General features: G+C 44.1%; 21 protein-coding genes and 1 pseudogene. 9 read left to right on the top strand and 13 right to left on the bottom strand.

Going from position 1 to position 22,565, the window contains the following annotated elements:
• Positions 1–273 precede the first annotated feature (273 nt).
• Both AAC854_RS09070 and AAC854_RS09065 read left to right on the top strand, forming a co-directional pair.
• On the top strand, positions 274–489 hold the full coding sequence (locus tag AAC854_RS09070) for a hypothetical protein (RefSeq protein WP_340616806.1): 216 nt from the start codon (positions 274–276) through the stop codon (positions 487–489).
• A gap of 216 nt (positions 490–705) precedes the next feature.
• Entirely contained in the window at positions 706–1,512 is an 807-nt protein-coding gene (locus tag AAC854_RS09065) for an inositol monophosphatase family protein (RefSeq protein WP_340616805.1), read from the top strand.
• A gap of 157 nt (positions 1,513–1,669) precedes the next feature.
• Here AAC854_RS09065 and AAC854_RS09060 read toward each other — a convergent pair whose 3' ends face one another.
• Complete coding sequence (locus tag AAC854_RS09060) at positions 1,670–2,407, bottom strand: class I SAM-dependent DNA methyltransferase (protein WP_340616804.1); 738 nt, start codon at positions 2,405–2,407, stop codon at positions 1,670–1,672.
• 258 nt (positions 2,408–2,665) lie between these two features.
• Positions 2,666–3,445, bottom strand: a complete 780-nt coding sequence (gene ybfF / locus AAC854_RS09055) for an esterase (RefSeq protein ID WP_340616803.1) — start codon at positions 3,443–3,445, stop codon at positions 2,666–2,668.
• A gap of 259 nt (positions 3,446–3,704) precedes the next feature.
• Between ybfF and seqA the strand changes: the two genes are divergently transcribed.
• Both seqA and pgm read left to right on the top strand, forming a co-directional pair.
• Positions 3,705–4,238 (top strand): replication initiation negative regulator SeqA, encoded by a 534-nt coding sequence (gene seqA, locus AAC854_RS09050; RefSeq protein ID WP_340616802.1) that lies wholly within the window; start codon positions 3,705–3,707, stop codon positions 4,236–4,238.
• Between the two features lie 99 nt (positions 4,239–4,337).
• Entirely contained in the window at positions 4,338–5,978 is a 1,641-nt protein-coding gene (pgm, locus tag AAC854_RS09045) for a phosphoglucomutase (alpha-D-glucose-1,6-bisphosphate-dependent) (RefSeq protein WP_340616801.1), read from the top strand.
• Positions 5,979–6,071: 93 nt separating this feature from the next.
• On the opposite strand, the gene AAC854_RS09040 is transcribed toward pgm, so the two are convergent.
• Entirely contained in the window at positions 6,072–6,500 is a 429-nt protein-coding gene (locus AAC854_RS09040; protein WP_340616800.1) for an EamA family transporter, read from the bottom strand.
• Positions 6,501–6,793: 293 nt separating this feature from the next.
• Between AAC854_RS09040 and pulA the strand changes: the two genes are divergently transcribed.
• From pulA to AAC854_RS09025, 3 genes are read left to right on the top strand one after another with little or no spacing between them, the layout of a single operon-like run.
• Complete coding sequence (gene pulA / locus AAC854_RS09035; RefSeq protein WP_422824069.1) at positions 6,794–9,616, top strand: pullulanase-type alpha-1,6-glucosidase; 2,823 nt, start codon at positions 6,794–6,796, stop codon at positions 9,614–9,616.
• Positions 9,617–9,639: 23 nt separating this feature from the next.
• On the top strand, positions 9,640–10,029 hold the full coding sequence (locus AAC854_RS09030) for a methionine adenosyltransferase (RefSeq protein WP_340616799.1): 390 nt from the start codon (positions 9,640–9,642) through the stop codon (positions 10,027–10,029).
• A 7-nt stretch (positions 10,030–10,036) separates the two neighbouring features.
• Positions 10,037–10,645, top strand: a complete 609-nt coding sequence (locus AAC854_RS09025) for a histidine phosphatase family protein (RefSeq protein ID WP_340616798.1) — start codon at positions 10,037–10,039, stop codon at positions 10,643–10,645.
• A 162-nt stretch (positions 10,646–10,807) separates the two neighbouring features.
• Here AAC854_RS09025 and AAC854_RS09020 read toward each other — a convergent pair.
• The 9 genes and pseudogenes from AAC854_RS09020 to kdpF all read right to left on the bottom strand — a co-directional run.
• Positions 10,808–10,960: pseudogene (locus AAC854_RS09020) on the bottom strand (transposase domain-containing protein); the annotation flags it as partial.
• Positions 10,942–11,094 (bottom strand): IS66 family insertion sequence element accessory protein TnpB, encoded by a 153-nt coding sequence (gene tnpB, locus AAC854_RS09015; RefSeq protein ID WP_340616797.1) that lies wholly within the window; start codon positions 11,092–11,094, stop codon positions 10,942–10,944. The gene tnpB and the pseudogene AAC854_RS09020, both read right to left, overlap by 19 nt.
• Positions 11,070–11,441, bottom strand: coding sequence for an IS66 family insertion sequence element accessory protein TnpA (gene tnpA, locus AAC854_RS09010; RefSeq protein ID WP_340616796.1), 372 nt, complete (start codon positions 11,439–11,441; stop codon positions 11,070–11,072). Before tnpA ends, tnpB begins: the two co-directional genes overlap by 25 nt.
• A 257-nt stretch (positions 11,442–11,698) precedes the next feature.
• Positions 11,699–12,382 (bottom strand): two-component system response regulator KdpE, encoded by a 684-nt coding sequence (gene kdpE / locus AAC854_RS09005; RefSeq protein ID WP_340616809.1) that lies wholly within the window; start codon positions 12,380–12,382, stop codon positions 11,699–11,701.
• A 50-nt stretch (positions 12,383–12,432) separates the two neighbouring features.
• Positions 12,433–15,162, bottom strand: coding sequence for a two-component system sensor histidine kinase KdpD (gene kdpD / locus AAC854_RS09000; RefSeq protein WP_340616795.1), 2,730 nt, complete (start codon positions 15,160–15,162; stop codon positions 12,433–12,435).
• 3 nt (positions 15,163–15,165) lie between these two features.
• The gene (kdpC, locus tag AAC854_RS08995; protein WP_340616794.1) at positions 15,166–15,777 is read right to left on the bottom strand and encodes a potassium-transporting ATPase subunit KdpC; all 612 of its coding nucleotides are present in this window, start codon (positions 15,775–15,777) and stop codon (positions 15,166–15,168) included.
• 10 nt (positions 15,778–15,787) lie between these two features.
• On the bottom strand, positions 15,788–17,890 hold the full coding sequence (kdpB, locus tag AAC854_RS08990; protein WP_340616793.1) for a potassium-transporting ATPase subunit KdpB: 2,103 nt from the start codon (positions 17,888–17,890) through the stop codon (positions 15,788–15,790).
• Between the two features lie 15 nt (positions 17,891–17,905).
• Positions 17,906–19,603 carry a potassium-transporting ATPase subunit KdpA gene (gene kdpA, locus AAC854_RS08985; protein WP_340616792.1) on the bottom strand — a complete coding sequence of 566 codons (1,698 nt, stop codon included), beginning with the start codon at positions 19,601–19,603 and terminating at the stop codon, positions 17,906–17,908.
• Positions 19,604–19,693, bottom strand: coding sequence for a K(+)-transporting ATPase subunit F (gene kdpF, locus AAC854_RS24250; protein ID WP_422824068.1), 90 nt, complete (start codon positions 19,691–19,693; stop codon positions 19,604–19,606).
• A 352-nt stretch (positions 19,694–20,045) separates the two neighbouring features.
• On the opposite strand from kdpF, the gene AAC854_RS08980 reads away from it, so the two are divergent.
• Together AAC854_RS08980 and AAC854_RS08975 are read left to right on the top strand one after the other, a co-directional pair.
• Complete coding sequence (locus AAC854_RS08980) at positions 20,046–20,273, top strand: YbfA family protein (protein WP_187652998.1); 228 nt, start codon at positions 20,046–20,048, stop codon at positions 20,271–20,273.
• Positions 20,274–20,553: 280 nt separating this feature from the next.
• Positions 20,554–21,297: a type 2 GTP cyclohydrolase I gene (locus tag AAC854_RS08975; protein WP_340616791.1), complete on the top strand. Its 744-nt coding sequence runs from the start codon at positions 20,554–20,556 to the stop codon at positions 21,295–21,297.
• A gap of 70 nt (positions 21,298–21,367) precedes the next feature.
• Here the strand turns inward: AAC854_RS08975 and AAC854_RS08970 are convergent, their stop codons facing one another.
• Positions 21,368–22,489: an MFS transporter gene (locus AAC854_RS08970; RefSeq protein ID WP_340616790.1), complete on the bottom strand. Its 1,122-nt coding sequence runs from the start codon at positions 22,487–22,489 to the stop codon at positions 21,368–21,370.
• Positions 22,490–22,565: the final 76 nt, after the last annotated feature.

The raw sequence follows: 22,565 nt of genomic DNA, 5'->3' as shown, positions 1-22,565 counted from the left end.
ATTGCGGTGCACCCAGCCAAAGAAATAAGCTTAAAAAAGCGAGTTGGTGTGATGATTATCGGGCAAGAGTTTTCTTTGGGTGAAAATTAATCAGAGTATGCTCGCGCCCTGGGTTTTCCTCAACCTGGAGGTTCTGGAAACTTTAAAGCGCATAAGGATAACGTTATAGAGGGAGCAATTGCAGATGGATTAATTAAAATAAAAGACTATAACAGAGAATATATAGAAAAATCCCCAAGTTGCGTTGTTGCTCTTTATACGACTGATGATGATGTGAGTTATTTTGATTATCATTGGTATAAATTTGTCCAAGCAGGTAGAGAAGATAAACCTTGGGACCGAATTTGGGCACATAAACCCGGTAATTCTAAGGTAAGAGAAACAGACAATAAAGGAAAAATTATATATGATCCTTGTTATTCTGACCGTGGAGTGTATAAGAATTTTTGCGGTTATTTTTTAGTTAACCGGGATGTGGTAATAAAATAATAATGTTGAATAAGTTTAATATATTAAATCGAATGCAATATTTATAATTAAGGAAGCTCTGGGTAAGCGGCAGTAATGATGACAGCTTTCTCAGTAAAAATACATTATTAACCACTCTGGAATATTATTCTGGAGTGGTTATCTATTTTATATTTTTTTATCATTTTTCCATGTTAGAGTATAACCATTGAAAATGATACAAGGAGTTATAAACAGATGTTGAAGATAGCCCTTGAAGCAGTAGCCGCAATAAGAAAAAAAACGCAGGATGCTTTTGACGGAGCAGGGAAATTTGATTATAAACCTGATCGTTCTGTTATTACCCAGACTGATTTGATGTTAGAAACAGAGCTTCGTGACATATTCACCAGACGCAGTCCGGGCGTACCTATTTTGGGAGAAGAGTTTGGTCTGGAAGGTGCAGAAAAATTTGAATCAGGTTGGGTAATTGATCCTATTGATGGTACAAGAGCGTTTTTATATGGTATTCCATTATTCAGTACATTGATTGCTTTTGTTGAACAAGGTGAGCCTGTAGTTGGTGTGATGAGCTTCCCGGCAATTTCAACAGTAGTTTATGCTGCAAAAGGTGAAGGTTGTTGGATGAGCGTTGAAGGCAAGCCACTGCGTCAACTCAAAATTGCAGAGAACTCACCGGAAAGGGTGGAACAGGCGGTAATGTCTGCCTCAGGAATACACAGCACAAGCTATAATCTTGCCGATGGCACAATCGCTTATAATTTGGATTCATTGGTAAAAGCAGCGCGTGATTTTACTTTTGTCAATGATTGTTACCAACATGCAATGGTCGCCGCCGGGCGTCTGCATTGTGCCATTGATACTTTGATGAAACCGTGGGATAGCGCTGCTATCTTACCTTGTATTAAAGAGGCAGGCGGGGATTTTTGTTCGCTGGACGGCCGTCGGGAAAAAGTAATGTTTGGTGGTAGTTTGGTGTCGGCATGTACACCAAAATTGCTTGATAGCGTAGTAGAGAGAATGAATTCTTTTATTATGGATTAAATGTTTTAATAGCCTATTCTATTAGGCTATTTTATTTCATTCTCTAATATAAATAACCGGCGGATTTGACTAATAAGTGAAATGAACATGTATGATTTTATTTTACATCCGAAAATGGATATAAAGATAATCCCCCGAAATCCGGGGGATTATCTTATTAAAACTGACAAACAAGTGCAGTATCAAGGCAGTTCTGTTGAAAATTATCCCAAAAACCCGGAGGGTAATTATCAATATCGCTTTGCAACAGCATGGGTTTGTGCCATTCAAAGTGTTTGAGGCCTGCTTTCTTAATCGCTTCTTGGTATTGTTCACGGCTCCATCGATGCATTGTAAAAGGAGTGGGAGGTGTAGTCAGAAATTCAGCTTTTACGAGGGTTGTGTCTTTCACTGGTTCTTCACTAAGCACTTTTATACAGTAATTTTCATAATTCCCTTTCTCTAACCGATAATCAGGTTCAAATGTATAAGCAACTAATTTACCGGAAGGATTAAGTTGGTCGGCAATGACACGAAACATGGATTCAAGGGCTTCGAGGGATTCTGCATGGCAGAATAACCAGGCAGCATTGATGATGTCAAATTTGCCAAATGATTCCATTTTGCTGACATCTCTTAAATGAAATTCGATATCGTCACCGTATTGTTGCGATTTACTTTTTGCAATTCCTATCATGGTTTTTGATATATCAATGCCAATAACTTTTGAAGCGCCTCGTTTTTTGTATTCCCGGCTAAATAGACCATAGCCACATGCTAAATCTAATACTGATTTTCCTTTTATATCTCCGGCCAGATTAAAGATGGTTCGGATTTCCACCTCTATATGGGGAGCTGCATCCGAAAAACTTTCGTAAAGATGTGCGATAGGGTCATATAAGGCGTTATCTTTCATATTGTTTACCCTTAATTAAAGTTAAGGTGTTTTACTTATCTATGGGTTATATTATTTAGTATTGATGTAATAAATACTGAATGGTTTTTCTTATTATATATTAGAGGCTCGGTGATGAGTTAGATATAATTATTTTTATATTGCTTCTTTCTTTTGGATAGGTGTGATAAATAAAGATGGACTTATTTTTAAAAGGAATTCATATGTTATATATGTTTTGTTTTTTATCAACTCACTGAATGTGAGTTGATAATACCATTATTTTGTTCCCAGAAAACGATGAATCGCTCTGAGCACTGCTTCAGGTTTTTCTGCATGCACCCAATGTCCACAACCTGCAACAACCCATGCTGTCGCTTGTGGATATTGGCTAATAATATCTTCCCGGTATTCTTCGGTAATGTAATCAGAATTTCCTCCACGAATAAATAATGCTGGCTGTGACCACACAGGAATACGTTCCCAACCGATAATTTTTTCGTACTCCTGTTGCAGGATAGGCAGGTTGAATTTCCATTCCCCTTGACGGAACGATTTCAGCAGAAACTGAATAACACCATCTTCCCGGATATCCTGACGCATAATGTCTGTCGCTGTTTGCCGGGTTTGTGCACCTGCAGCCGTGACTTTGTTCAGTGCCGCGAAAATACTGTCGTGGCGGCGGACGGGGTAAGCAACGGGAGCGATATCGATCACTACAATTTTCTCAATACGTTCTGGTGCAACTGCTGTCATGGTCATGGCGATTTTTCCACCCATGGAATGCCCGATAATCGTGGCCTTTGGCACATTCAGTTCATCAAGGAGTGCCAGAACATCTTGTGCCATATTGCGGTAATCCATGTTTTCCATTCGTGGTGAAATACCGTGATTACGCACATCAATTTGAATCACCGGATAATGTTGCTGTAAATCACGCCCCAATACGCCAAGGTTGCTTAAATCACCAAAAAGTCCATGAATCAAGACAATGGGTGTGGATGATTGCGGATTTTCCGGTGTGTGAAAATGATAATTTAATTGACTATTTGACTTCATGATTTGCCTGAATTTAATGTCATTTATACAATGTTTAATATTGAGATGTTTAATATCATGACACGCAAGCCGTGACAAACTCAATGGGGTGAAAGAGTTGTAACTGATTGATTTATTTTAAAGGAGAGTCGCTTTCTTAAAGATTAGTAATTTTAAAAAGAATCACTTTAAGTTATTGAAAGTTTAATTGTTTTGTTTTGAGGCATTATATCTTATAATCTCAGGATAATTTTTTCATTAAGAACAGTACTGGATAGAAATGAAAACGATAGAAGTTGATGAAGACCTTTACCGCTTTATTGCAAGCCAAACTCTGCATATCGGTGAAAGTGCATCTGATATTTTACGGCGCATATTGAAATTGGACGCCGGGCAGCCAGTACAAATTACACCGCCTGCCAACGATCCTATCTCTGTTGATAAAACTCCTGTTGCCCGTTCTCGTGATGCTGTTCGCGTTATTCGCGAATTACTGCTTTCCGATGAGTACGCTGAAAAGAAAAAATCCGTTGAGCGCTTTATGTTGATCCTGTCCACGCTGTATAGCTTGAACAGTGAAAGTTTTTCTAAAACAACGGAAGCAATGCACGGCCGTACCCGCACCTATTTTGCGGGTGATGAGCACACACTTTTGGCCAGCGGCAAGCAGACTAAGCCACGTCATATCCCCGGTACCCCTTTCTGGGTGATCACAAATACTAACACTGACCGTAAACGTAGCATGATCGAACATGTCATGCAGGATATGAAGTTTCCGGCAAATTTGATTGAAAAAGTGTGTGGCACTATTTAGTTTAGCCCTTTAGTTCAGCCCTGTTAGCTGCACTAAAGCACTTAACTTATTTATACTGCACTGGAAGGTAAGCCAGTGCAGCCTCCCAGGAGAAAGAACGTGGCAATTCACCCAAGAGCGGGACAACCCGCCCAGCAACATGATTTAATTAATGTTGCCCAGCTCACATCACAGTATTACACCTTACAACCCCATCCCGAAAATCCAGCACATAAAGTCAAGTTTGGTACTTCCGGTCATCGCGGCAGTTCTGGACGCAACAGTTTTAATGAAGCTCATATTCTGGCTATTTCTCAGGCGATTGCAGAAGTTCGTTCGCAGCAGGGAATTACAGGGCCATGCTATGTGGGTAAAGATACTCATGCGCTTTCAGAAGCGGCGTTTATTTCCGTATTGGAAGTGTTAACGGCAAATGGCGTGGATGTGATTGTGCAGGAGAATAACGGTTTTACCCCGACGCCTGCGATTTCCCATGCCATTTTATGTTACAACCGTCAGGGAAAAAATCTGGCTGACGGCATTGTGATCACGCCATCTCATAATCCGCCGGAAGACGGTGGGATTAAATATAATCCCACCAATGGTGGGCCAGCCGATAGCGATTTGACTGCCATCATTGAACGGCGAGCCAACGAATTACTGGCGAATGATCTTAACGGGATAAAACGGTTGCCTTATGAACAGGCATTGAAGAGTGAGTATCTTCATCCACAGGATTTGGTTGACCCTTATGTTATAGCGCTGGGTGAAGTTGTGGATATGGCCGCAATTCAGAAAGCCGGCCTGAAAATCGGTATTGATCCATTAGGCGGCTCTGGCATTGCTTACTGGCAGCGCATTGGAGAATACTACAATCTCGATCTGACGTTGGTTAATGACAAGATCGATCAGACATTCCGCTTTATGACACTGGATCATGACGGAGTGGTCCGCATGGATTGCTCATCTCGCTGGGCAATGGCAGGGTTGTTGGAGCTGCGTGGTAAGTTTGATCTGGCTTTTGCCAATGATCCTGATTATGACCGTCACGGGATCATCACACCGGCTGGTTTGATGAATCCTAACCATTATCTGGCGACGGCAGTAGATTATTTATTCCGCCATCGTCCACAATGGCCTGAAAATGTCGCCGTGGGTAAGACACTGGTTTCCAGCGCCATGATTGATCGTGTTGTCGCTGATTTGGGGCGTGAATTAGTCGAAGTTCCTGTCGGCTTTAAATGGTTTGTCGATGGCTTGCATAAAGGTGAACTGGGCTTTGGCGGAGAAGAAAGTGCGGGGGCTTCTTTCCTGCGTTTTGATGGTACACCGTGGTCAACGGATAAAGACGGCATCATTCTGTGTCTGCTGGCTGCTGAAATGACCGCAGTGACCGGAGAAAATCCACAGCAGCGTTATGACAAACTGGCGGCTCAATTCGGTACACCAAGCTATAGCCGTATTCAGGCCGCTGCTACCCATCAGCAAAAAGCGTTGTTATCCAAATTATCGCCGGAAATGGTTAAAGCCGATATGCTGGCTGGCGATCCGATCACTGCCCGCCTGACGACGGCATCGGGTAATGGTGCTTCCATTGGGGGGCTGAAAGTAATGAGCGATAACGGTTGGTTTGCTGCCCGTCCTTCTGGCACGGAAGAAGCCTACAAAATCTATTGTGAAAGTTTCCTTGGTGCGGAACATCGCGAAAGAATTGAGCAAGAAGCGCTGGAAATCGTCAATCAAGTATTTGCTGCGGGTTAAGCGATCTCTTTTTTTGACTCGAATAATGAAAGCCGTGGCGTTTGCTGCGGCTTTTTCATTTTTATGGGTGTTATTGATGGCGGCTATGGCGCTTTATCCCAAAGCAACCATCAAAGCACCTAGGGTAATCAAGGCAACGCCTGCGGCAGCAACCAGAGAAACCTTTTCACCGAATAGGATCACCGCCAAAATTACGGCAAATACCACACTTAGCTTATCGATCGGCGTCACTTGGGAAACGTTGCCATGTTTGATAGCCAGAAAATAGAATAACCACGAGAGAGCACCGGCAACTCCACTTAATAGAATGAACAGCAGCGCCTTACGATTGGTCAGAATTTCACTGATAAGATTTAACTTTCCTTGTACTACGACAACACCAACGAGAAACAATGCCATGATAACGGCGCGTACGGCAGTTGCTGTGTTGGCATCCAGATTTTGCAATCCGATTTTACCGAAAATAGCCACCAGTGCTGCTGTCAGCGCTGAGAGTAAGGCATAAATCAGCCATGTACTCATATTCAATTAGTCCTGTGTGGGTAAACAACAAATAAATAGTTCATCCTTTATTCTCCTCCCATCTTTATTGATAAAAGGATGAGGCGGGAATGTCTAATACAATATTTAATCATTATTTTCGTCTTTATTAAAAATAAAATGATCGATGTTATCTTCCCATATAAAAATATTTAACTATGAAATTGAATTGTTGGAGAAAGATTTATCTTATTTTATTCAGCGGGTTATTTATTTTATTGCTCGCAAATTGCACTCAATATAAAAATTATTTATTCAAAGTTCAGGAGGAGCCAGTGACACATAGTTTGAATCAGATATCAAGTGAACAAATCTACCTGCGTCGTGCAGGAGCCTCTGGTTCTGAATCCAAAATTTCTCAGGCTTCTGCACATTGGGTTGATAGGCAGACGCTATTATGGTCAGGTGGTGACGGCGGAGCCATTTTTCGTCTGTATTACAATAAAAACAAAAAAATAGAGGCCAATAAACAAGGTACTTTGACCGATCATTATTTAACTCTGAAACCGACAATCCTGAGTCAGGAGACAAAGAAAAAGTTCCCTCATTTGGCGAAGTGGGCGGCATTCCGTTTACCTGAGCATACAGATATTGATCAACTACTGGCTGGAGATTTGTTGGCCGTGGCGGCCAATGAGCAAGGTTTGCTGATATCGGCAACTCAAGTGCAAACTGCTGGTGTGCTGGATGACCGTTTTGCCGATGTTGCTGATAAACTGGAATATGGTGCGAAGATAAACGATGAAGGCGTGATTTTCAGGTTGTGGGCACCGACCGCACAAGAAGTTGGGTTGGTTATCTATGATAAAAATAAACACGTTATCGCTAAACATGCCATGCGGCGTGACGCAGAGAGTGGTTCTTGGTCATGGCAGGGAAATAAGTGTTTAATCGGGGCTTATTACCGCTATGCTTTGAAGGTATTTCATCCCTATTCTCGCAATATTGAACGTTATGAAGTGACCGATCCCTATTCTCACAGTCTATCCACCAATTCGGAATATAGTCAGGTTGTCAATCTGAGTGACGAATCTTTAAAACCTCAAAATTGGGATAACCTGTTAGCCCCGCATCCGCAAAATACCCCAACGGATATTGCGCGCATGGCTATCTATGAAGCCCATATCCGCGATCTTTCTGTTTCAGATAGGACAATACCAGAAGGTTGGCGTGGTAAGTATTTGGCACTGACTGACAATAACAGTGATATGTTCAAACACCTTAAGGCCCTAAGTCGGGCAGGAATGACGCATATAGAGCTGTTGCCTGTGTTTGATATCTCTTCTGTGAATGAATTTAGCCATCAGGTCGCCGATCTTGATCAGCCTTTTAGTCACCTGTGCCAAATCAACTCAGAGGTGAAAAATAGCCGTTTTGCTGCTTATTGCCATGATTCACTGACCAGCTCATTGACTGTGCGGGAGGTTTTGCAGCAATTGCAACGTAACGACAGTATTAATAATCCGCAAGTGCAGGAATTAAATACTCTGGTGGCAAAAACGGATTCTTATAACTGGGGTTATGATCCGTTTCATTACACAGTACCTGAAGGCTCTTATGCGACTAACCCTGAAGGTTCAGATCGTATAAAAGAATTCCGTACTATGGTACAGGCCATTAAACAGCAATTGGGCATGAATGTAATCATGGATGTTGTTTACAACCATACCGATGGCGCTGGCCCGACAGCCAGAACGTCGGTATTGGATAAGATTGTGCCCTGGTATTACCACCGGTTGGATGAAATAACCGGCCACATTGAAAATAATACGTGTTGTTACGATACGGCACCGGAACGTCGTATGTTTGCCAAGCTTATTGAAGATTCTCTAGTGACTTGGGTTAAAGAATATAAGATAGATGCGTTTCGATTCGATTTAATGGGTTATCACCCCAAAGCACAAATTTTATCGGCCTTGGCAAAAGTCCGCGCTATTAATCCGTCGATCTACTTTTTCGGTGAGGGATGGAATTCCGGACAGGACGATCGGTTTGAAACCGCTTCACAGATGAATCTGAAGGGGACTGGCATTGGTACGTTCTCTGACAGGCTAAGGGATGCTGTGCGTGGCGGCGGACCGTTTGATTTTGCCGACAGTATCCGCATTAATCAGGGAGTGGGTAATGGCGTCGGAACATTACCCAATGAAATTGCGCGATTAGACGCAAATGAAATTCGCCATTTGTGGGATTTGGTGCGTATTGGTATGGCTGGCAATTTGGCTGACTTTGTCATGATTGATAAAGAGGGTGCAGTGAAAGCCGGTCGGGAAATTGATTATAAAGGTGTCGCTGCGGGTTATGCCTCAGATCCTGTTGAAGTGCTGAATTATGTCTCTAAGCACGATAATCAAACGTTGTGGGATATCATTAGTTATAAAGCTGCACCGCAGGCGGATCTTATGACAAGGGTTCGTATGCAGGCAGTTTCTCTTGCCACAATATTTCTTGGGCAAGGGTTGGCTTTTGATCAGCAAGGATCGGAGTTATTACGCTCAAAATCGTTTACCCGTGATTCTTATAATGCAGGTGATTGGTTTAATCGTGTGAGCTATGACTACAAGGATAATAATTATGATGTGGGAATGCCGGAACGTAGCAATGATGGTAACAATTACCCACTGATTAATCGCGTTAAAAATCGGGCAAAAAAACCAAGCCAACGTGAATTATTACAGATGAACGCTTTTTATCAGGAGTTATTGCGGTTACGTCAATTTTCACCTTTGATGACGCTGGGTGATGGTGCTGCCGTTAAGCAACGAGTCGATTTTGTAAATGTTGGCCCACGTCAGCAAATAGGATTATTGGTAATGACCATTGATGATGGCAATACGACATCTCATGATTGTGATTGGCGATTTGATGGTTTAGTGGTGGTGATTAATGCTGCTCCGTGGTCTATCACGGTTAAGGATCTGAACGTTGGCGGGTTGAGATTAAATGATATTCAACGTGAATTGGGCAAGGATTCTCTGGCTGCGGGGATACAAATAACGGAAAAGGGTGAAGTTACCATGCCGGCCTGGTCAGCAGCAGTCCTGGTTTTACCTCAGGAAGGAATGCGTGGTACAGGGCTGCCTGTCCGCCGAAAGTAGTAAACACACGGTGAACTCACCTTGTGTTTACGTTACAATTAGGCTCTGCTGCAGATACAGGTGATGTAGGAGTTGTCGGGCGCGGGAATCGCCTAAATGGCCTGATAACACCGATGCGCCCGATGAGCATTGAAGCACCTTGTGGGAAAAATCCGATAGACCACACTGGGAAGATTTATGGCTACTTCTGTCATAAGTTGGCGAACCAGATCTATCAAGAGTTTGGCTCACCTTGTCAAGTTCATATCCAAACCTATAAAGGTAGTCCACTAAAGAAGCCAGATGATGTTCTTGTAATTATGGATTCTATTCCTGTTGACAACAATGCTGTCAAGAAATTGATCGAGACTGAGCTTTCTAACATTAGCAACTACATTAATGATTTTGTGACCACGAATGTAACTATGTGTTGAGGTGAACATGAAGAAAATATACTTAATTACGCACGGTGAAGCTACCCATGGTGTGAATAAACGTGTTGGAGGCTGGTTTGACTCTAGCCTCACTGAAAAAGGGCTTGAACAGGCACGACTGGTAAAGAAAAAACTGGTGGATTCAGGTGCTATCGATGATGTCACAAAAGTCTATTCTTCGGACTTAAAACGTTGCCAGCAGACATCAAATGAGATTTTTTCAGGAACACAGCTACCTATAGTGTTTGATTCGCGATTGCGTGAAATGTCATTTGGGAAACATGAAGGAATGGATCAGGATGAACACAATAAACTCATTGTTCCAGCATCTCCGACAGGAGACCGAGAAAACCATAGGATATGTGAAGGGGCTGAGTCAAGGGGCGAGCTTTTTACCCGTGTAGAAAGCTTTATCCAAGATGTTTACGAAAAAAGCGATTCGTCGATTGCTGTAGTAACTCATGGCTTCTCTGCTTCCTTTGTTATTGCCGCATTCCAGAAACTCAAGCTTGACAGTAGTGGGTATGTTTCATACCGATTTGAGCAAGGAAAATACACAGTTCTCGTTGAGGATTATTTATTTAAGAATAGAACGTTGGCTTATCTCAATGTGTAACGAAACAATTAAAACATACCTTGTAGTTGGTGCAAACGAAGGGATTGGTCGGGCTGTTGCTGATTTAATAGTCAGTAAGTGTAACGGCTCGCGTTTATAAGTAAACACACGGTGAACTCACCTTGAAAAACACGGCAAGTTTTTGTTGGGGGTTTGAGGATGTTATTGGAAGGTATTACCCCTGTACGGCAACAGCTCTTGCAGTCGGTTGTTCGGCCACGACGGTAATCGCGTCAACACATCGCGTAACCACACGAACGGATCGAGCTGATTGGCTTTTGCCGTCTCCAGCAGGCTCAGGATATCCGCCAGACGCCGTGCCGATCCCACTGTAGCACCTTAATGCGTGAACGGGCCTTGTTGCAGAAGACTACGGCGGTATCGGCCTCCGGGGTCAGGGTCAAATGCCCGGCAACGAGATGGGTCAGGGTATCGATGCCCTGTCGCATATCCACCGGATCACGAGCCAGCCAAATCGTTTTGGGCATGAACATAAGTTGAGCTCCGCCATGATGGCGGCCAGTTGATCGGGCTGGCAGGTAATGGAGCAGCGTGCCAGATTCAGCGTCACGGCAGCCGTTGTGGGGGAAGATGCAGGCGTGACAATGGCCGGAATAAACGGAGCGGTTTCCGGTTTATCCGTGAGGGGACGTGCTACGTTGATAATCCAACGAGCGAGTGTTTTAGGGCTGAGCTGATGCTGATGGGCGTACTGTTTACGGGTCAGCCCGCTGGCCTGCCAGTTGGAGACATGTTGCAGCTGCTGTTCGCGTGAAGTGTAACGTAATGTTGGCATAGGAAACCTCGTTTCGAATAGAACCGGGTTCCAATCCTGACGAAACGGAAAGTCTTCAACAAGGTGAGTTCACCGTGTGTTTACCGAAAGTAGTGTGCCGCTATTTTGTTCTTATGGACTTATGAATCTCATGCCCTTGGATTTTATCTTGGGGCATGATTTTTACGGTATGCGGCTTTATATGAATAGCCGAAACCGGGCAGTTAAAGGTAGATTGTTTAAATAGATTGTTTGGGTAGGTTATTGAAACAGATTGTTTAAGGCATAAACCGATAACCTATCCCTGTTTCTGTCAGTAAGTGCTTGGGGCGGGCGGGATCTGCTTCTAATTTTTGTCGCAGGTGTCCCATGTAAATTCTCAGATAATGGTTGTGTTCGACGAAATTTGGCCCCCAAACATGATTAAGTAAATGGCGTTGAGTCAGCACCTTGCCACTGTTAGTGAGCAGTTCGGTCAGTAAGCGGTACTCAATGGGGGTCAGGTGTAGCTCATCCTGCCCTTTTAACACCCGACGATTTACCAGATCCACTTGGATATCTGAAAAATGAATCACAGGGTCGAGTTGGTTGGCTTTAGATGAGCGGCGCAGGGCAACGCGAACTCTGGCGATCAATTCATTGATGCCAAAAGGTTTACTTAGGTAATCGTCCGCACCACAATCCAGAGCCATGACTTTATCTTGTTCACTGTCACGGGCAGAAAGCACAATAATTGGGATATCGCTCCATTGGCGTATATCTTCGATCAAGTCAATGCCATTGCCGTCAGGCAATCCCAAATCAAGGATCAATAAGTCGGGTTTGCGGGTGGCGGTTTCAATTAAACCTCGTTTCAATGTATCGCATTCAAAAACCTGCCAGTTCTCTCCTTCCAATGCTAATCGGACAAAACGCCGGATCTCTTTTTCATCTTCGACGATTAGGATAGTACTGTTTTTAATAGTACGAACATGCGTTGTACTGACAGTAGCTGTATTCAGATTAGTTGTACTCACATTTCCTCAAGGGCGTCTTCAATTTCAGGTGGATCTTCTAACGGTAGAATAAAGTGAAAACTGGCTCCACCTTTTTTATTGTTATTTGCCCATATCTTTCCTCCGTGAATATCAATAATAGACTGGCAGATGGCTAAACCCAATCCGACACCCGGTATGGCAGATTCTTTGCTGGCGCGTGAGAATTTATCAAAAATAAGTTGTTCCTGTTCGGGGGGAATTCCTGTCCCTGCATCCCAGACTTCGAGATGTACCTGTCTTTGGTCTATTTTTTGTTCAATGGTGGCCTTTATACCAAGAGGGGTATGTTCATCGGTATATTTTATGGCATTTTCCAGCAGGTTGATAAAAACGCGTTCCAACAAAGCGGCATCACAATGCAGAAGTAAATTGGCAGGCAGAGAAAGTTCTACGGTATAACGATTAAGGGTATATTCCAGTGAACGCAAAGCGCTGCCGACAATTTCTTCCAGCGAATACCATTCGAGATTGAGCTGAATTCCGCCTGATTGGATGCGCGCCATATCCAGCAGATTATTAACCAATCGTGAGGTGCTGAGAATTTGCTGGCGGATTTGGTTAACTTGTTGGGTGTGCACTGAATTTTCAGCGGATAAATCCAGCATGAGGATTTCTGTTTGCCCAAATAACACAGTTAACGGAGTACGTAAATCGTGAGACAAGGCGGCTAACAATGAGTTGCGGAGTTGTTCCCGCTCGGTTTCCAATTTGGCAGATTCAGCGCTGCGGGTAAGGTGTAAGCGCTCCAGTGCATTGGCGATAATTCCCGTGAAGGTTTGTAATAACCGTTGTTGTTCCGGGACGAGCAGTTGACGCAGGTTAGAGGATTCAATGGCAAGAATGGCAAATACCTGTGAAGGTGTGGCAATAGGCAATAATTGGTAAGGTACTCCCGGTAATGTATCAGTACCCGCACCGGCAGGTTGTTTTTTATTGAAGCACCATTTGGCAACCGCTTCGTCAATTTGCATCTGACCACCGTCATTGGATTTTACCTGATATAAATTATGGTTGCTGTCTGGCAGTAACAGCCCTGTTTTTGCCTGAAAACTATTGGATAAAAAGTGATAGCTGATACGGGCAATATCTTCTTCATTCATAGCCTTGCTCAGTTCACGGGTAATCTCGTATAGATGCCGTGTGCGCTGCTCACGATAACGGGCAACTCTGGCCTGATAGCGTATACCCGCAGTCAGGTTTCCCACGACAGCCCCGACAATCAGCATTACAGTAAATGTAAGCAGGTATTGCATGTCCGTAACCGCCAGTGACCAGTGCGGTTGGACAAAAAAAATGTCGAAACTAATGACGTTGACAAAAGCAGCAAAAACTGACGGCCAACGACCATAAAAAAGGGCGATGATGACAACACCGAGCAGGTAGAGTGTCACCAGATTGGCTTTATCAAGGGTAAATAAGAAAGTGCGGGAAAATAGAGTAATGAGGGCGCAGAGCACGATAGCCATCATGAAGCCCTGAATCGGGACCCGCCATTTTTCATTGAATGATCGGTTATCTTTTTGTTCTTTATCCCAGCGTTTTTTGTCTTCCAAAGCAACGATAATCAAATCAAGGTCAGGGCCTAGTTTTCCCAGTCTTTCCGAAAAATCGGGACGCCATTTATAGCCAAAGAGTGTAGGGTCAAAGAGTGTCGGGTGCGAGTCGTAATAGCGGCCAATAAGGATTTTGCCCAGATTATGCTCTCTTGCGTAGCGCAGGATCGCTTTTTCTTCGTGAGAATCGGAAAGGGTTGCGGTTTCAGCGCCCAGATCTTGGGCGAGTTTCAGGGCCTTCAAAATGGTACGCCGTTTGCTTTCTGGCAGCCGGTGTAATCTGGGGGTTTCAACGTAAACGGCATGCCAGACACAATCTAGCTTTGCTGCTAAACGAGCCGCTTTCCGAACTAATTTTTCATTGCCGTCGTTGTAGCCAATGCACAACAACAAATTATCCCGTGTATGCCATACAGGAGCTTTTCCCCGGGTATCCCGAATAGCACGCATTTGATCATCAACGCGATCTGCTGTACGACGTAGCGCCAGTTCACGCAGAGCAATCAGGTTCTCTTTACGAAAGAAATGTTCAATGGCCCGTTCGGCCTGATCTGAAAGATAAACTTTGCCGTCTTTGAGGCGTTGGCGCAGATCATCAGGGGGAAGATCAACCAGAACAACATCATCGGCCTGATCAAAGATATGATCGGGTATGGTTTCCCGAACACGAATACCCGTAATACCACCGACAATATCGTTCAGGCTTTCCAAATGTTGCACGTTGATGGTGGTCAGAACATCAATGCCAGCTTCCAGTAATTCTTCAACATCCTGCCAGCGCTTGGGATGCCGGCAACCCTGAGGATTACTGAATGCCAATTCATCCATCAGAATAATGGCAGGATGGCGGGCGAGCGCGGCATCAATATCAAATGCGGCAACCCTTCGCTTGTGGTGGTGGAAGTATTTTGATGATAATCGGGGTAATCCTTTCAGCAGGGCGGCGGTTTCTTGCCGCTCATGGGTTTCAACAACGCCGATAATAACATCCAGACCTTGAGCCAGCAGGCGTTGGGCTTCTTGTAGCATGGCATAGGTTTTGCCGACACCGGCACAAGCCCCGAAAAATATTTTGAGTTTGCCGCGAGATTTTTCATTTGCCAATGCCAGTAAATCATCTGGATCAGGACGTTGAGGTTCATTTTGAGCCATCGCTTATTTACCTCTTGTATTCAGGTCGCCTGTTTTCAGGTTGCTTGTATTCAGGTTATCCAGTGCCAGATTCAGTTCCAGTACATTGACTACGGGTTCACCCATATATCCCAGTAGGGGGTGTTTAATATTTTTCTGAATTAATTCATCAATCACCTGTAGCGGTAAATGGCGGGCTGTCGCCACGCGTTTTGCCTGAAAATCGGCTGCCGCAGGAGAGATATGGGGATCAAGCCCACTGCCGGAAGCTGTCACTAAATCGACAGGAATCGAAAGGTTTTCGGGGTAATTAAATAGGCGTGCTTTAATGGTGTTTTCGTGAATTTTACTGATCAACACCGGATTAGTCACAGAGAGGTTGCTGCCTCCGGATGAGAGTGTGTTATACGGTTTTTCTGCCGTCATGGAAGGACGTCCATGAAAATAGACGGGTTTCGTAAAGTTCTGGCCGATTAATTCAGAACCAACCAATATGCCATTTTGCTTGATCAACGAACCTTGAGCCTGATGGGGAAATAGGACATCTGATATCCCTGTCACCAGAAGTGGGTAGGCAATTCCGGTAATTAGGGTAAGAAATGTCAGCAAAACAATTGAAGAGCGTAACCAAATCATTTTCATCACCTTATTTAAAAACTAATGCAGTGAGTAACATGTCAATGATCTTGATGCCGGCAAAGGGGACAAGCAAACCGCCAAGGCCATAAATCCATAGATTTCGGCGTAAGAGTGACAGTGCGTTCATTGGCCGGTAATTGACGCCTTTTAAGGCTAATGGAAGCAAAAATATAATGATTATCGCATTGAAAATGACAGCAGACAGCACCGCAGATTCTGGCGAGTGAAGGTGCATGATGTTCAGGGCATTAAGCTGTGGATAGGTGACGGCAAAAGCAGCAGGAATGATAGCGAAATATTTGGCGATATCATTGGCAATGCTGAACGTTGTCAGGGAGCCGCGAGTCATCAGCATCTGTTTGCCGATATGCACAACTTCAATCAGCTTGGTGGGATTGGAATCCAGATCCACCATATTGCCTGCCTCTTTTGCCGCCTGTGTTCCCGAATTCATCGCAACCGCAACATCCGCTTGTGCCAGTGCCGGTGCATCATTTGTACCATCACCTGTCATGGCGACCAGACGTCCTTCAGACTGATATTGGCGAATCAAGGCCAATTTTGCTTCGGGAGTGGCCTCTGCCAGAAAATCATCAACGCCTGCTTCCGCTGCAATGGCTGCGGCAGTCAGATGGTTATCCCCCGTAATCATTACGGTCTTGATCCCCATTTTGCGCATTTCACTGAAACGCTCTTTGATCCCGCCTTTAACAATATCTTTTAAGGCAACGATGCCCAAGACTTGTTGATTCTCAGCAACAACGAGAGGTGTTTCTCCTTTGTGGGCAACTTGCTGTACCAATTGATCAATCGCATGAGGAAAATGGCTGTGGTTGGCTTCAATGTAGCGACGGATAGCATCGACTGCACCTTTGCGTATCATGCGATCTCCAATGTTGACGCCGCTCATACGTGTCATGGCAGAGAAAGGAACAAATGTGGCATTTAACGTCCGAAGATCGCGTTCACGCATATTGAAACGTTGCTTTGCCAGAATCACGATGCTACGTCCTTCCGGTGTCTCATCCGCAAGGGAAGAAAGTTGGGCGGCATCGGCCAATTGCTGTTCCGTTACGCCGGGTGCAGGTAAAAATTGAGATGCCTGACGATTACCTAATGTAATCGTGCCTGTTTTATCCAATAGCAGAACATCTACATCACCTGCCGCTTCAATGGCCCGCCCACTTGTGGCAATGACATTGGCTTCTAACATACGGCTCATTCCGGCAACACCAATGGCTGAAAGTAATCCGCCAATGGTGGTGGGGATCAGACAAACCAGTAGTGCCACTAATACGGTAAGGGAGATAGGAGTACCCGATTGATTAACATGCACACTGAACAAAGAAAAAGGCAGAAGACTAATACAAACCAGCAGGAAAATAATGGTTAATGCAGTGAGTAAAATAGTAAGGGCAATTTCATTGGGTGTTTTGCGTCGTTTGGCCCCTTCAACCATTGAGATCATTCTGTCCAGAAAAGTCTCCCCCGGGTTGACGGTACATTCAATGATTAACCAATCTGATAAAACCCGCGTGCCACCAGTAACAGAAGAGAAATCTCCTCCTGATTCGCGAATGACCGGAGCTGATTCTCCTGTAATGGCACTTTCATCAACAGAAGCACCTCCTTCAAGGACTTCGCCATCACAGGGAATAATTTCCCCCGCCTCTACCAGCACTATGTCTCCTTTGCGCAACGTGTCAGAAATGACTTTTTCCTTTGTGGCTTCACGGCTGGGTGATGCCAGTTTTGTTGCCCAACTGGTTCTTTTTACACCTTTTAAGCTGGATGCCTGAGCTTTGCTACGCCCTTCAGCCAGTGCCTCCGCAAAGTTGGCAAATAGCACGGTAAACCATAACCAGAGTGCAATCGCACCAGTAAACAGTAAGTCATTGTTGAATAGCAAGTGACTGGTAAATATCGCGTTCCCGGCCAATTTCCCTACTAATAGGCTGAACCATAAGGCAGTGGTCAGGCAACTTCCCAGATAAACAACGAACATGACGGGATTATGCCATTGATGGGCTGGATGGCATTTTTTGAACGAATCAATGAAGGCATGGCGAATTAAAGTGGGTTCAAATAAGACTTGTTGTTTGTTTTTCATGAGTTACCTCACACTTTACTGCCAAAGTTGTAAATGTTCTGCGACAGGGCCAAGAGCCAGAGCAGGAATAAACGTGAGCGCGCCGAACAGCAGAATAACCAGAATTAATAACCCGATGAAGAGAGAACCGTGGGTTGGTAGGGTCCCGCTGCTGATAGGTTGGCGTTTTTTGCGGATCATGGAACCCGCGATAGCCAGAACAGGCAGAATGACACCAAAGCGCCCCAGAAACATGACTGTTCCCAACAGCAGGTTATAAAAGATGTTGTTAGCATGCAGGCCGGCGAAGGCACTGCCATTGTTATTGGCTGCGGATGAGAGCGCATAAAGTATTTCAGTAAAGCCGTGAGCGCCGGGGTTTGCAATCCCGCTGCGTCCAGCGTCGGTTGAAATTGCCAGAGTCGTTCCCAACAAAACAAGGGAAGGGGTGACTAAAATCGCTAATGCGACCATTTTCATATCGTAAACATCGATTTTTTTACCTAAGTATTCTGGTGCGCGGCCAATCATCAAGCCTGCGATAAATACCGCGAGCAGAACAAACAGTAGCATGCCATAAAGGCCGGAACCTACGCCGCCGAATATCACTTCGCCGATTTGCATCAACCAAAGTGGAACCATTCCGCCCAGCGCGGTGAAGGAATCATGCATTGAATTGATGGCACCACAGGAAGCCGCTGTGGTAACAACACTATAAATAGCAGAAGCCAGAATACCAAAACGGGTTTCTTTTCCTTCCATATTAAAATGGTTACTGATGTTGGGCTGTATAAGGTGGGGATTACCTGCAACTTCGGCATACATTACAACGCTCACGGCAACAATAAATACAATGCTCATTGCCCAGAGTAAGGCGTATCCTTGACGGTTATCTCCGACGACCAGACCAAATGTGAAACACAGGGCACAGGGGATCAAAAAAATAGCCAGAATTTGTACAAAATTACTCAGCGCGGTTGGGTTTTCAAATGGATGGGCTGAGTTTGCGCCAAAAAAACCGCCGCCATTCGTTCCCAAAAGTTTTATCGCTTCCTGAGATGCAACAGGTCCCATAGGGAGTAACTGTTGCTGGCCTTCAAGGGGATGGATGAGCACATAGGAGGAAAAGTTTTGAATAACCCCCTGACTGACAAAGAATAAGGCAATGATAATAGCGAGTGGAAGCAAGAGGTATAAAGTGATACGCGTTATATCGATCCATGCATTTCCCAATGTGTGAATACCTTGGCGGGAAAATGCCCGTATTAAGGTGAAAGCTATGGAAATCCCTGTCGCTGCCGAGAGGAAGTTTTGCACAGTTAAGCCAGCCATTTGGCTCAGATAGCTGAGAGTATTTTCTCCACTATAAGCCTGCCAATTGGTATTGGTGATAAAACTGATCGCTGTATTAAGTGCCAAATCCCATTTCAGGCCAGCGAGATGTTGTGGATTTAGTGGAAGATATTCCTGATTTATCAGTAGGATAAATAATAAAAGTAATCCGGTGATATTGAATGTGAGAATGGTGAGGGCGTATTGCCACCAGTTCATTTCTTTAATGTCGCTACCGGGCTTTTGCAGGCCACAGCAGCGCCACAGGCCCGTTTCTGTTTTCGTAAGCCAGTGGGGTAATGTTCCTTCGACTAGACTGGCAATAAGATTGCCGAGAGGTTTGCCCAATAAAAATAGAGTGAGCAAAAAACTGGCAATTAATAGAAAAGCGGATGCTGCCATTTAGAAATCCTCCGCATTTAACAACGCATAAATCAGGTAGCCCAATAATAGAATTACCAGAAAAATTCCAATAATGAGGAATATATCCATGGTATATCTCCTTATCTATTTCTTTAATAATTAGCCAGTTACAGCATATAAATGACTACATAAAGAAGTTGTTAAAAGAGATCCTGAAAGTATAAAAAAAGTATAAATGACAAATGGAATAAGTTGATAAGACGTTATTAAAGCAAGTGTAGCAAACTCTGATTGGTTAATTTTTTGTTTTCAATTTGTTGGTTTTATTTCTGTTTAGGTATAAATTTTGTAATTAAATTACGCCATCAGAGAAAAAAAGTGATTTATAGCACTAAAAAAGTGGTCGGATGAGTGGTAAATTTTCATTTCATCAGGTAAGATTTTATACATCTTACAGATTCAGCCCATGAGGAAGGTTCCAATGTCTATTTATCGTGAATACTCTTGTTATCGTGAATATTCTTGGCATCAGGTTCTCTTGCGGCGTATTGGCGCTGTATCATTGGGCGTCATTGCGCTTCCTGTCATGCTGTTTCGCCGTGATCGTGCCCGTTTTTATAGCTATTTGCATAAAGTATGGATAAAAACCAGCGATAAGCCAGTATGGTTGGAATGTTCAGAAATGGCCGCAGGTAACCGAAATCGCTAAGATGGCATTATGACGGAGCTTAAGCACATTTTTCCGTCTCTCATATTTCCATTCTTGGTGTTTTTGCCTTTGAATATAATATCTTAAATATGTATTTTGACACCTTGCCAGTTTATTCTGGTGAGGTGTTTTGTTTTAATACGCTATTAAGACGAGCATCAATATATACCGAATTGCCGTTTGAAAGGTAAAAGTGGCAGGTAATTTGGCGAGTGAATTGACTTAATTCATGGCAGGTATGTATTTTATGGTGAAAAGACTGAATAAAAGGGGGAATGTGATGAACAATGTTGAATTGGAATATGTGCTCAATACGGAATTAAACATCCGTGAATTTCAAGACTATGCCCCCAATGGATTACAGGTGGAAGGACGCCCTCATGTTCGGCGGGTAGTTACAGGCGTGACAGCCTGTCAGGCATTGTTGGACGAAGCTGTTCGTTTGGAAGCAGATGCTGTTATCGTTCATCATGGATATTTTTGGAAGAATGAGTCTCCCGTTATCCGTGGCATGAAACGTCGTCGTTTGCAAACGTTGCTCTGCAATGACATCAACCTGTATGGCTATCATCTCCCGCTTGATGCTCACCCTGCGTTGGGTAATAACGTGCAGTTGGCACGTAAGATGGGAGTGAAAATCATCGGCAATATCGATTCCTTACTTCCTCATGGCGCTTTTGATCAACCCATTACACCCGCAGAATTGACTGAACGTCTCGAAAAAGGGCTGGAGCGCGAGGTATTGCATTGTGGAGATAATGCGCAAGCAGAAATCCGCACATTGGCATGGTGCACTGGCGGCGGTCAGGGCTTTATTGAACAGGCAGCCGAGTTTGGTGTTGATGCTTTTGTAACAGGTGAAGTATCAGAAAAAACAATCCATGTTGCCCGTGAGATGGGGCTGCATTTCTTTGCTGCCGGACATCATGCAACAGAGCGGTATGGTATCAAAGCACTCGGTGAGTGGCTGGCAAACCATCATGGACTGGATGTGACTTTTATTGATATTCCAAATCCAGCATGATGCCTTGCGCTACATTAACATGGCCTCCAATTCCCTGAATGAGGATTGGAGGCATTTTTAAATTAATGCGTTATCGGGAAGGACACGCTAAAAGAATTGTCACTATCCCACAACAAATCAGTGTACTCCCCAATGCTTGGCTCCAGCCTGCTACGGCTAAACCAAGGCCGAGCAGAAAATAATAAAACAGCCCCAGTAAAGCACCCGCCGTACCCAACCGATCTGTGTAGTTGTTTAATGCAGAAGCCAGAATATTCGGGATGGCAAGCCCATAAGCGATAACTATTCCCAACATAGGCAAAATAAATAACCAGCTATTTTCGAGCAGATATACGCTAATTCCACTTAATAAAGTAATCCATGAGGCAAGGGTAATTAATTTGGCTGATCTCCACAGCTTTTTTAAGAGAAATTTATTTAATAGCGAACCGAACCCGACACCGAAAGCCAGCAACAGACCGGTGTAACCAAATATTTCTTGTGATAATCCAAATTGTTCGAAGCGGAATGGCGCTAATTGGTAATAGCTGAACAGGCAAATATTGAAAAATGCGATCAGAAACGCATTTCTCCAAATCGCAATATCTTTGAGCATCATGATTGCAGTGCCGGATAAAGCGACTTTTGTCACTTTGGCGGGAAGCGTTTCTGGCAATTGAAGAAATGCCCAACAGGTTAAAATAGTGGCCAGAATAGCAAGTCCGGCAAATACCGCTTTATAACCAGCAAGATAGTTCAATGTTGAACCGCTAATCATGCCAATAGCGGGGCTGGCTGCCAAGGCAATTCCCATGATGGAAAAAACACGGGCCAGTTCTTCGCCACGGTAAGTATCCCGCATGATGGTTTGTGTACCGACAGAACCAACCGCTGCGCCGAAAGCGGATAACATTCTGGCAACGAGTAATAGCCAGAATTGTTGAGTCAGCAATGCTAACAGGGACGCGAAACCATAAAGTAATAAGCCAGCAATAATAATCGGGCGCCTGCCAATCACATCACACATACGTCCCCATACCACGACGCCGAGCGCAAAAGCAAAAAAGTAGAGTGATAGAGTCTGGGCCGCCTGTTCTGAACTGACAGAAAATCCATTGGCAATATTGGTTAATGCAGGGCTATAGATAGTTTCTATGATCTGCGGAAACATCATCAATGCGATGGCGAGCCAAAGTGATGGTTTGGTTTGCATGATTGTTTCTTCTAATTAAGTGAGTAATAGCCTGAAAGGTTATCATTCCGGTAAATGTCTATTTATGATAATAAAG

This window comes from Xenorhabdus entomophaga, assembly GCF_037996725.1.
Taxonomy (GTDB): domain Bacteria; phylum Pseudomonadota; class Gammaproteobacteria; order Enterobacterales; family Enterobacteriaceae; genus Xenorhabdus; species Xenorhabdus khoisanae.
The sequence above is the reverse complement of the archived record's forward strand: the minus strand, read 5'-3'. Positions and strand labels throughout refer to the sequence as shown.

Excerpts from the sequence above, each read along its gene's own strand:
- AAC854_RS09060 (WP_340616804.1), bottom strand. The coding sequence starts at position 2,407 with ATGAAAGATAACGCCTTATATGACCCTATCGCACATCTTTACGAAAGT.
- tnpB (WP_340616797.1), bottom strand. The coding sequence starts at position 11,094 with ATGCGACAGGGCATCGATACCCTGACCCATCTCGTTGCCGGGCATTTG.
- AAC854_RS08975 (WP_340616791.1), top strand. The coding sequence starts at position 20,554 with ATGAACAATGTTGAATTGGAATATGTGCTCAATACGGAATTAAACATC.
- kdpF (WP_422824068.1), bottom strand. The coding sequence starts at position 19,693 with ATGGATATATTCCTCATTATTGGAATTTTTCTGGTAATTCTATTATTG.
- kdpC (WP_340616794.1), bottom strand. The coding sequence starts at position 15,777 with ATGATTTGGTTACGCTCTTCAATTGTTTTGCTGACATTTCTTACCCTA.
- AAC854_RS09065 (WP_340616805.1), top strand. The coding sequence starts at position 706 with ATGTTGAAGATAGCCCTTGAAGCAGTAGCCGCAATAAGAAAAAAAACG.
- AAC854_RS08970 (WP_340616790.1), bottom strand. The coding sequence starts at position 22,489 with ATGCAAACCAAACCATCACTTTGGCTCGCCATCGCATTGATGATGTTT.
- AAC854_RS09040 (WP_340616800.1), bottom strand. The coding sequence starts at position 6,500 with ATGAGTACATGGCTGATTTATGCCTTACTCTCAGCGCTGACAGCAGCA.
- tnpA (WP_340616796.1), bottom strand. The coding sequence starts at position 11,441 with ATGCCAACATTACGTTACACTTCACGCGAACAGCAGCTGCAACATGTC.
- ybfF (WP_340616803.1), bottom strand. The coding sequence starts at position 3,445 with ATGAAGTCAAATAGTCAATTAAATTATCATTTTCACACACCGGAAAAT.
- AAC854_RS09025 (WP_340616798.1), top strand. The coding sequence starts at position 10,037 with ATGAAGAAAATATACTTAATTACGCACGGTGAAGCTACCCATGGTGTG.
- kdpD (WP_340616795.1), bottom strand. The coding sequence starts at position 15,162 with ATGGCTCAAAATGAACCTCAACGTCCTGATCCAGATGATTTACTGGCA.
- kdpA (WP_340616792.1), bottom strand. The coding sequence starts at position 19,603 with ATGGCAGCATCCGCTTTTCTATTAATTGCCAGTTTTTTGCTCACTCTA.
- kdpB (WP_340616793.1), bottom strand. The coding sequence starts at position 17,890 with ATGAAAAACAAACAACAAGTCTTATTTGAACCCACTTTAATTCGCCAT.
- AAC854_RS08980 (WP_187652998.1), top strand. The coding sequence starts at position 20,046 with ATGTCTATTTATCGTGAATACTCTTGTTATCGTGAATATTCTTGGCAT.
- seqA (WP_340616802.1), top strand. The coding sequence starts at position 3,705 with ATGAAAACGATAGAAGTTGATGAAGACCTTTACCGCTTTATTGCAAGC.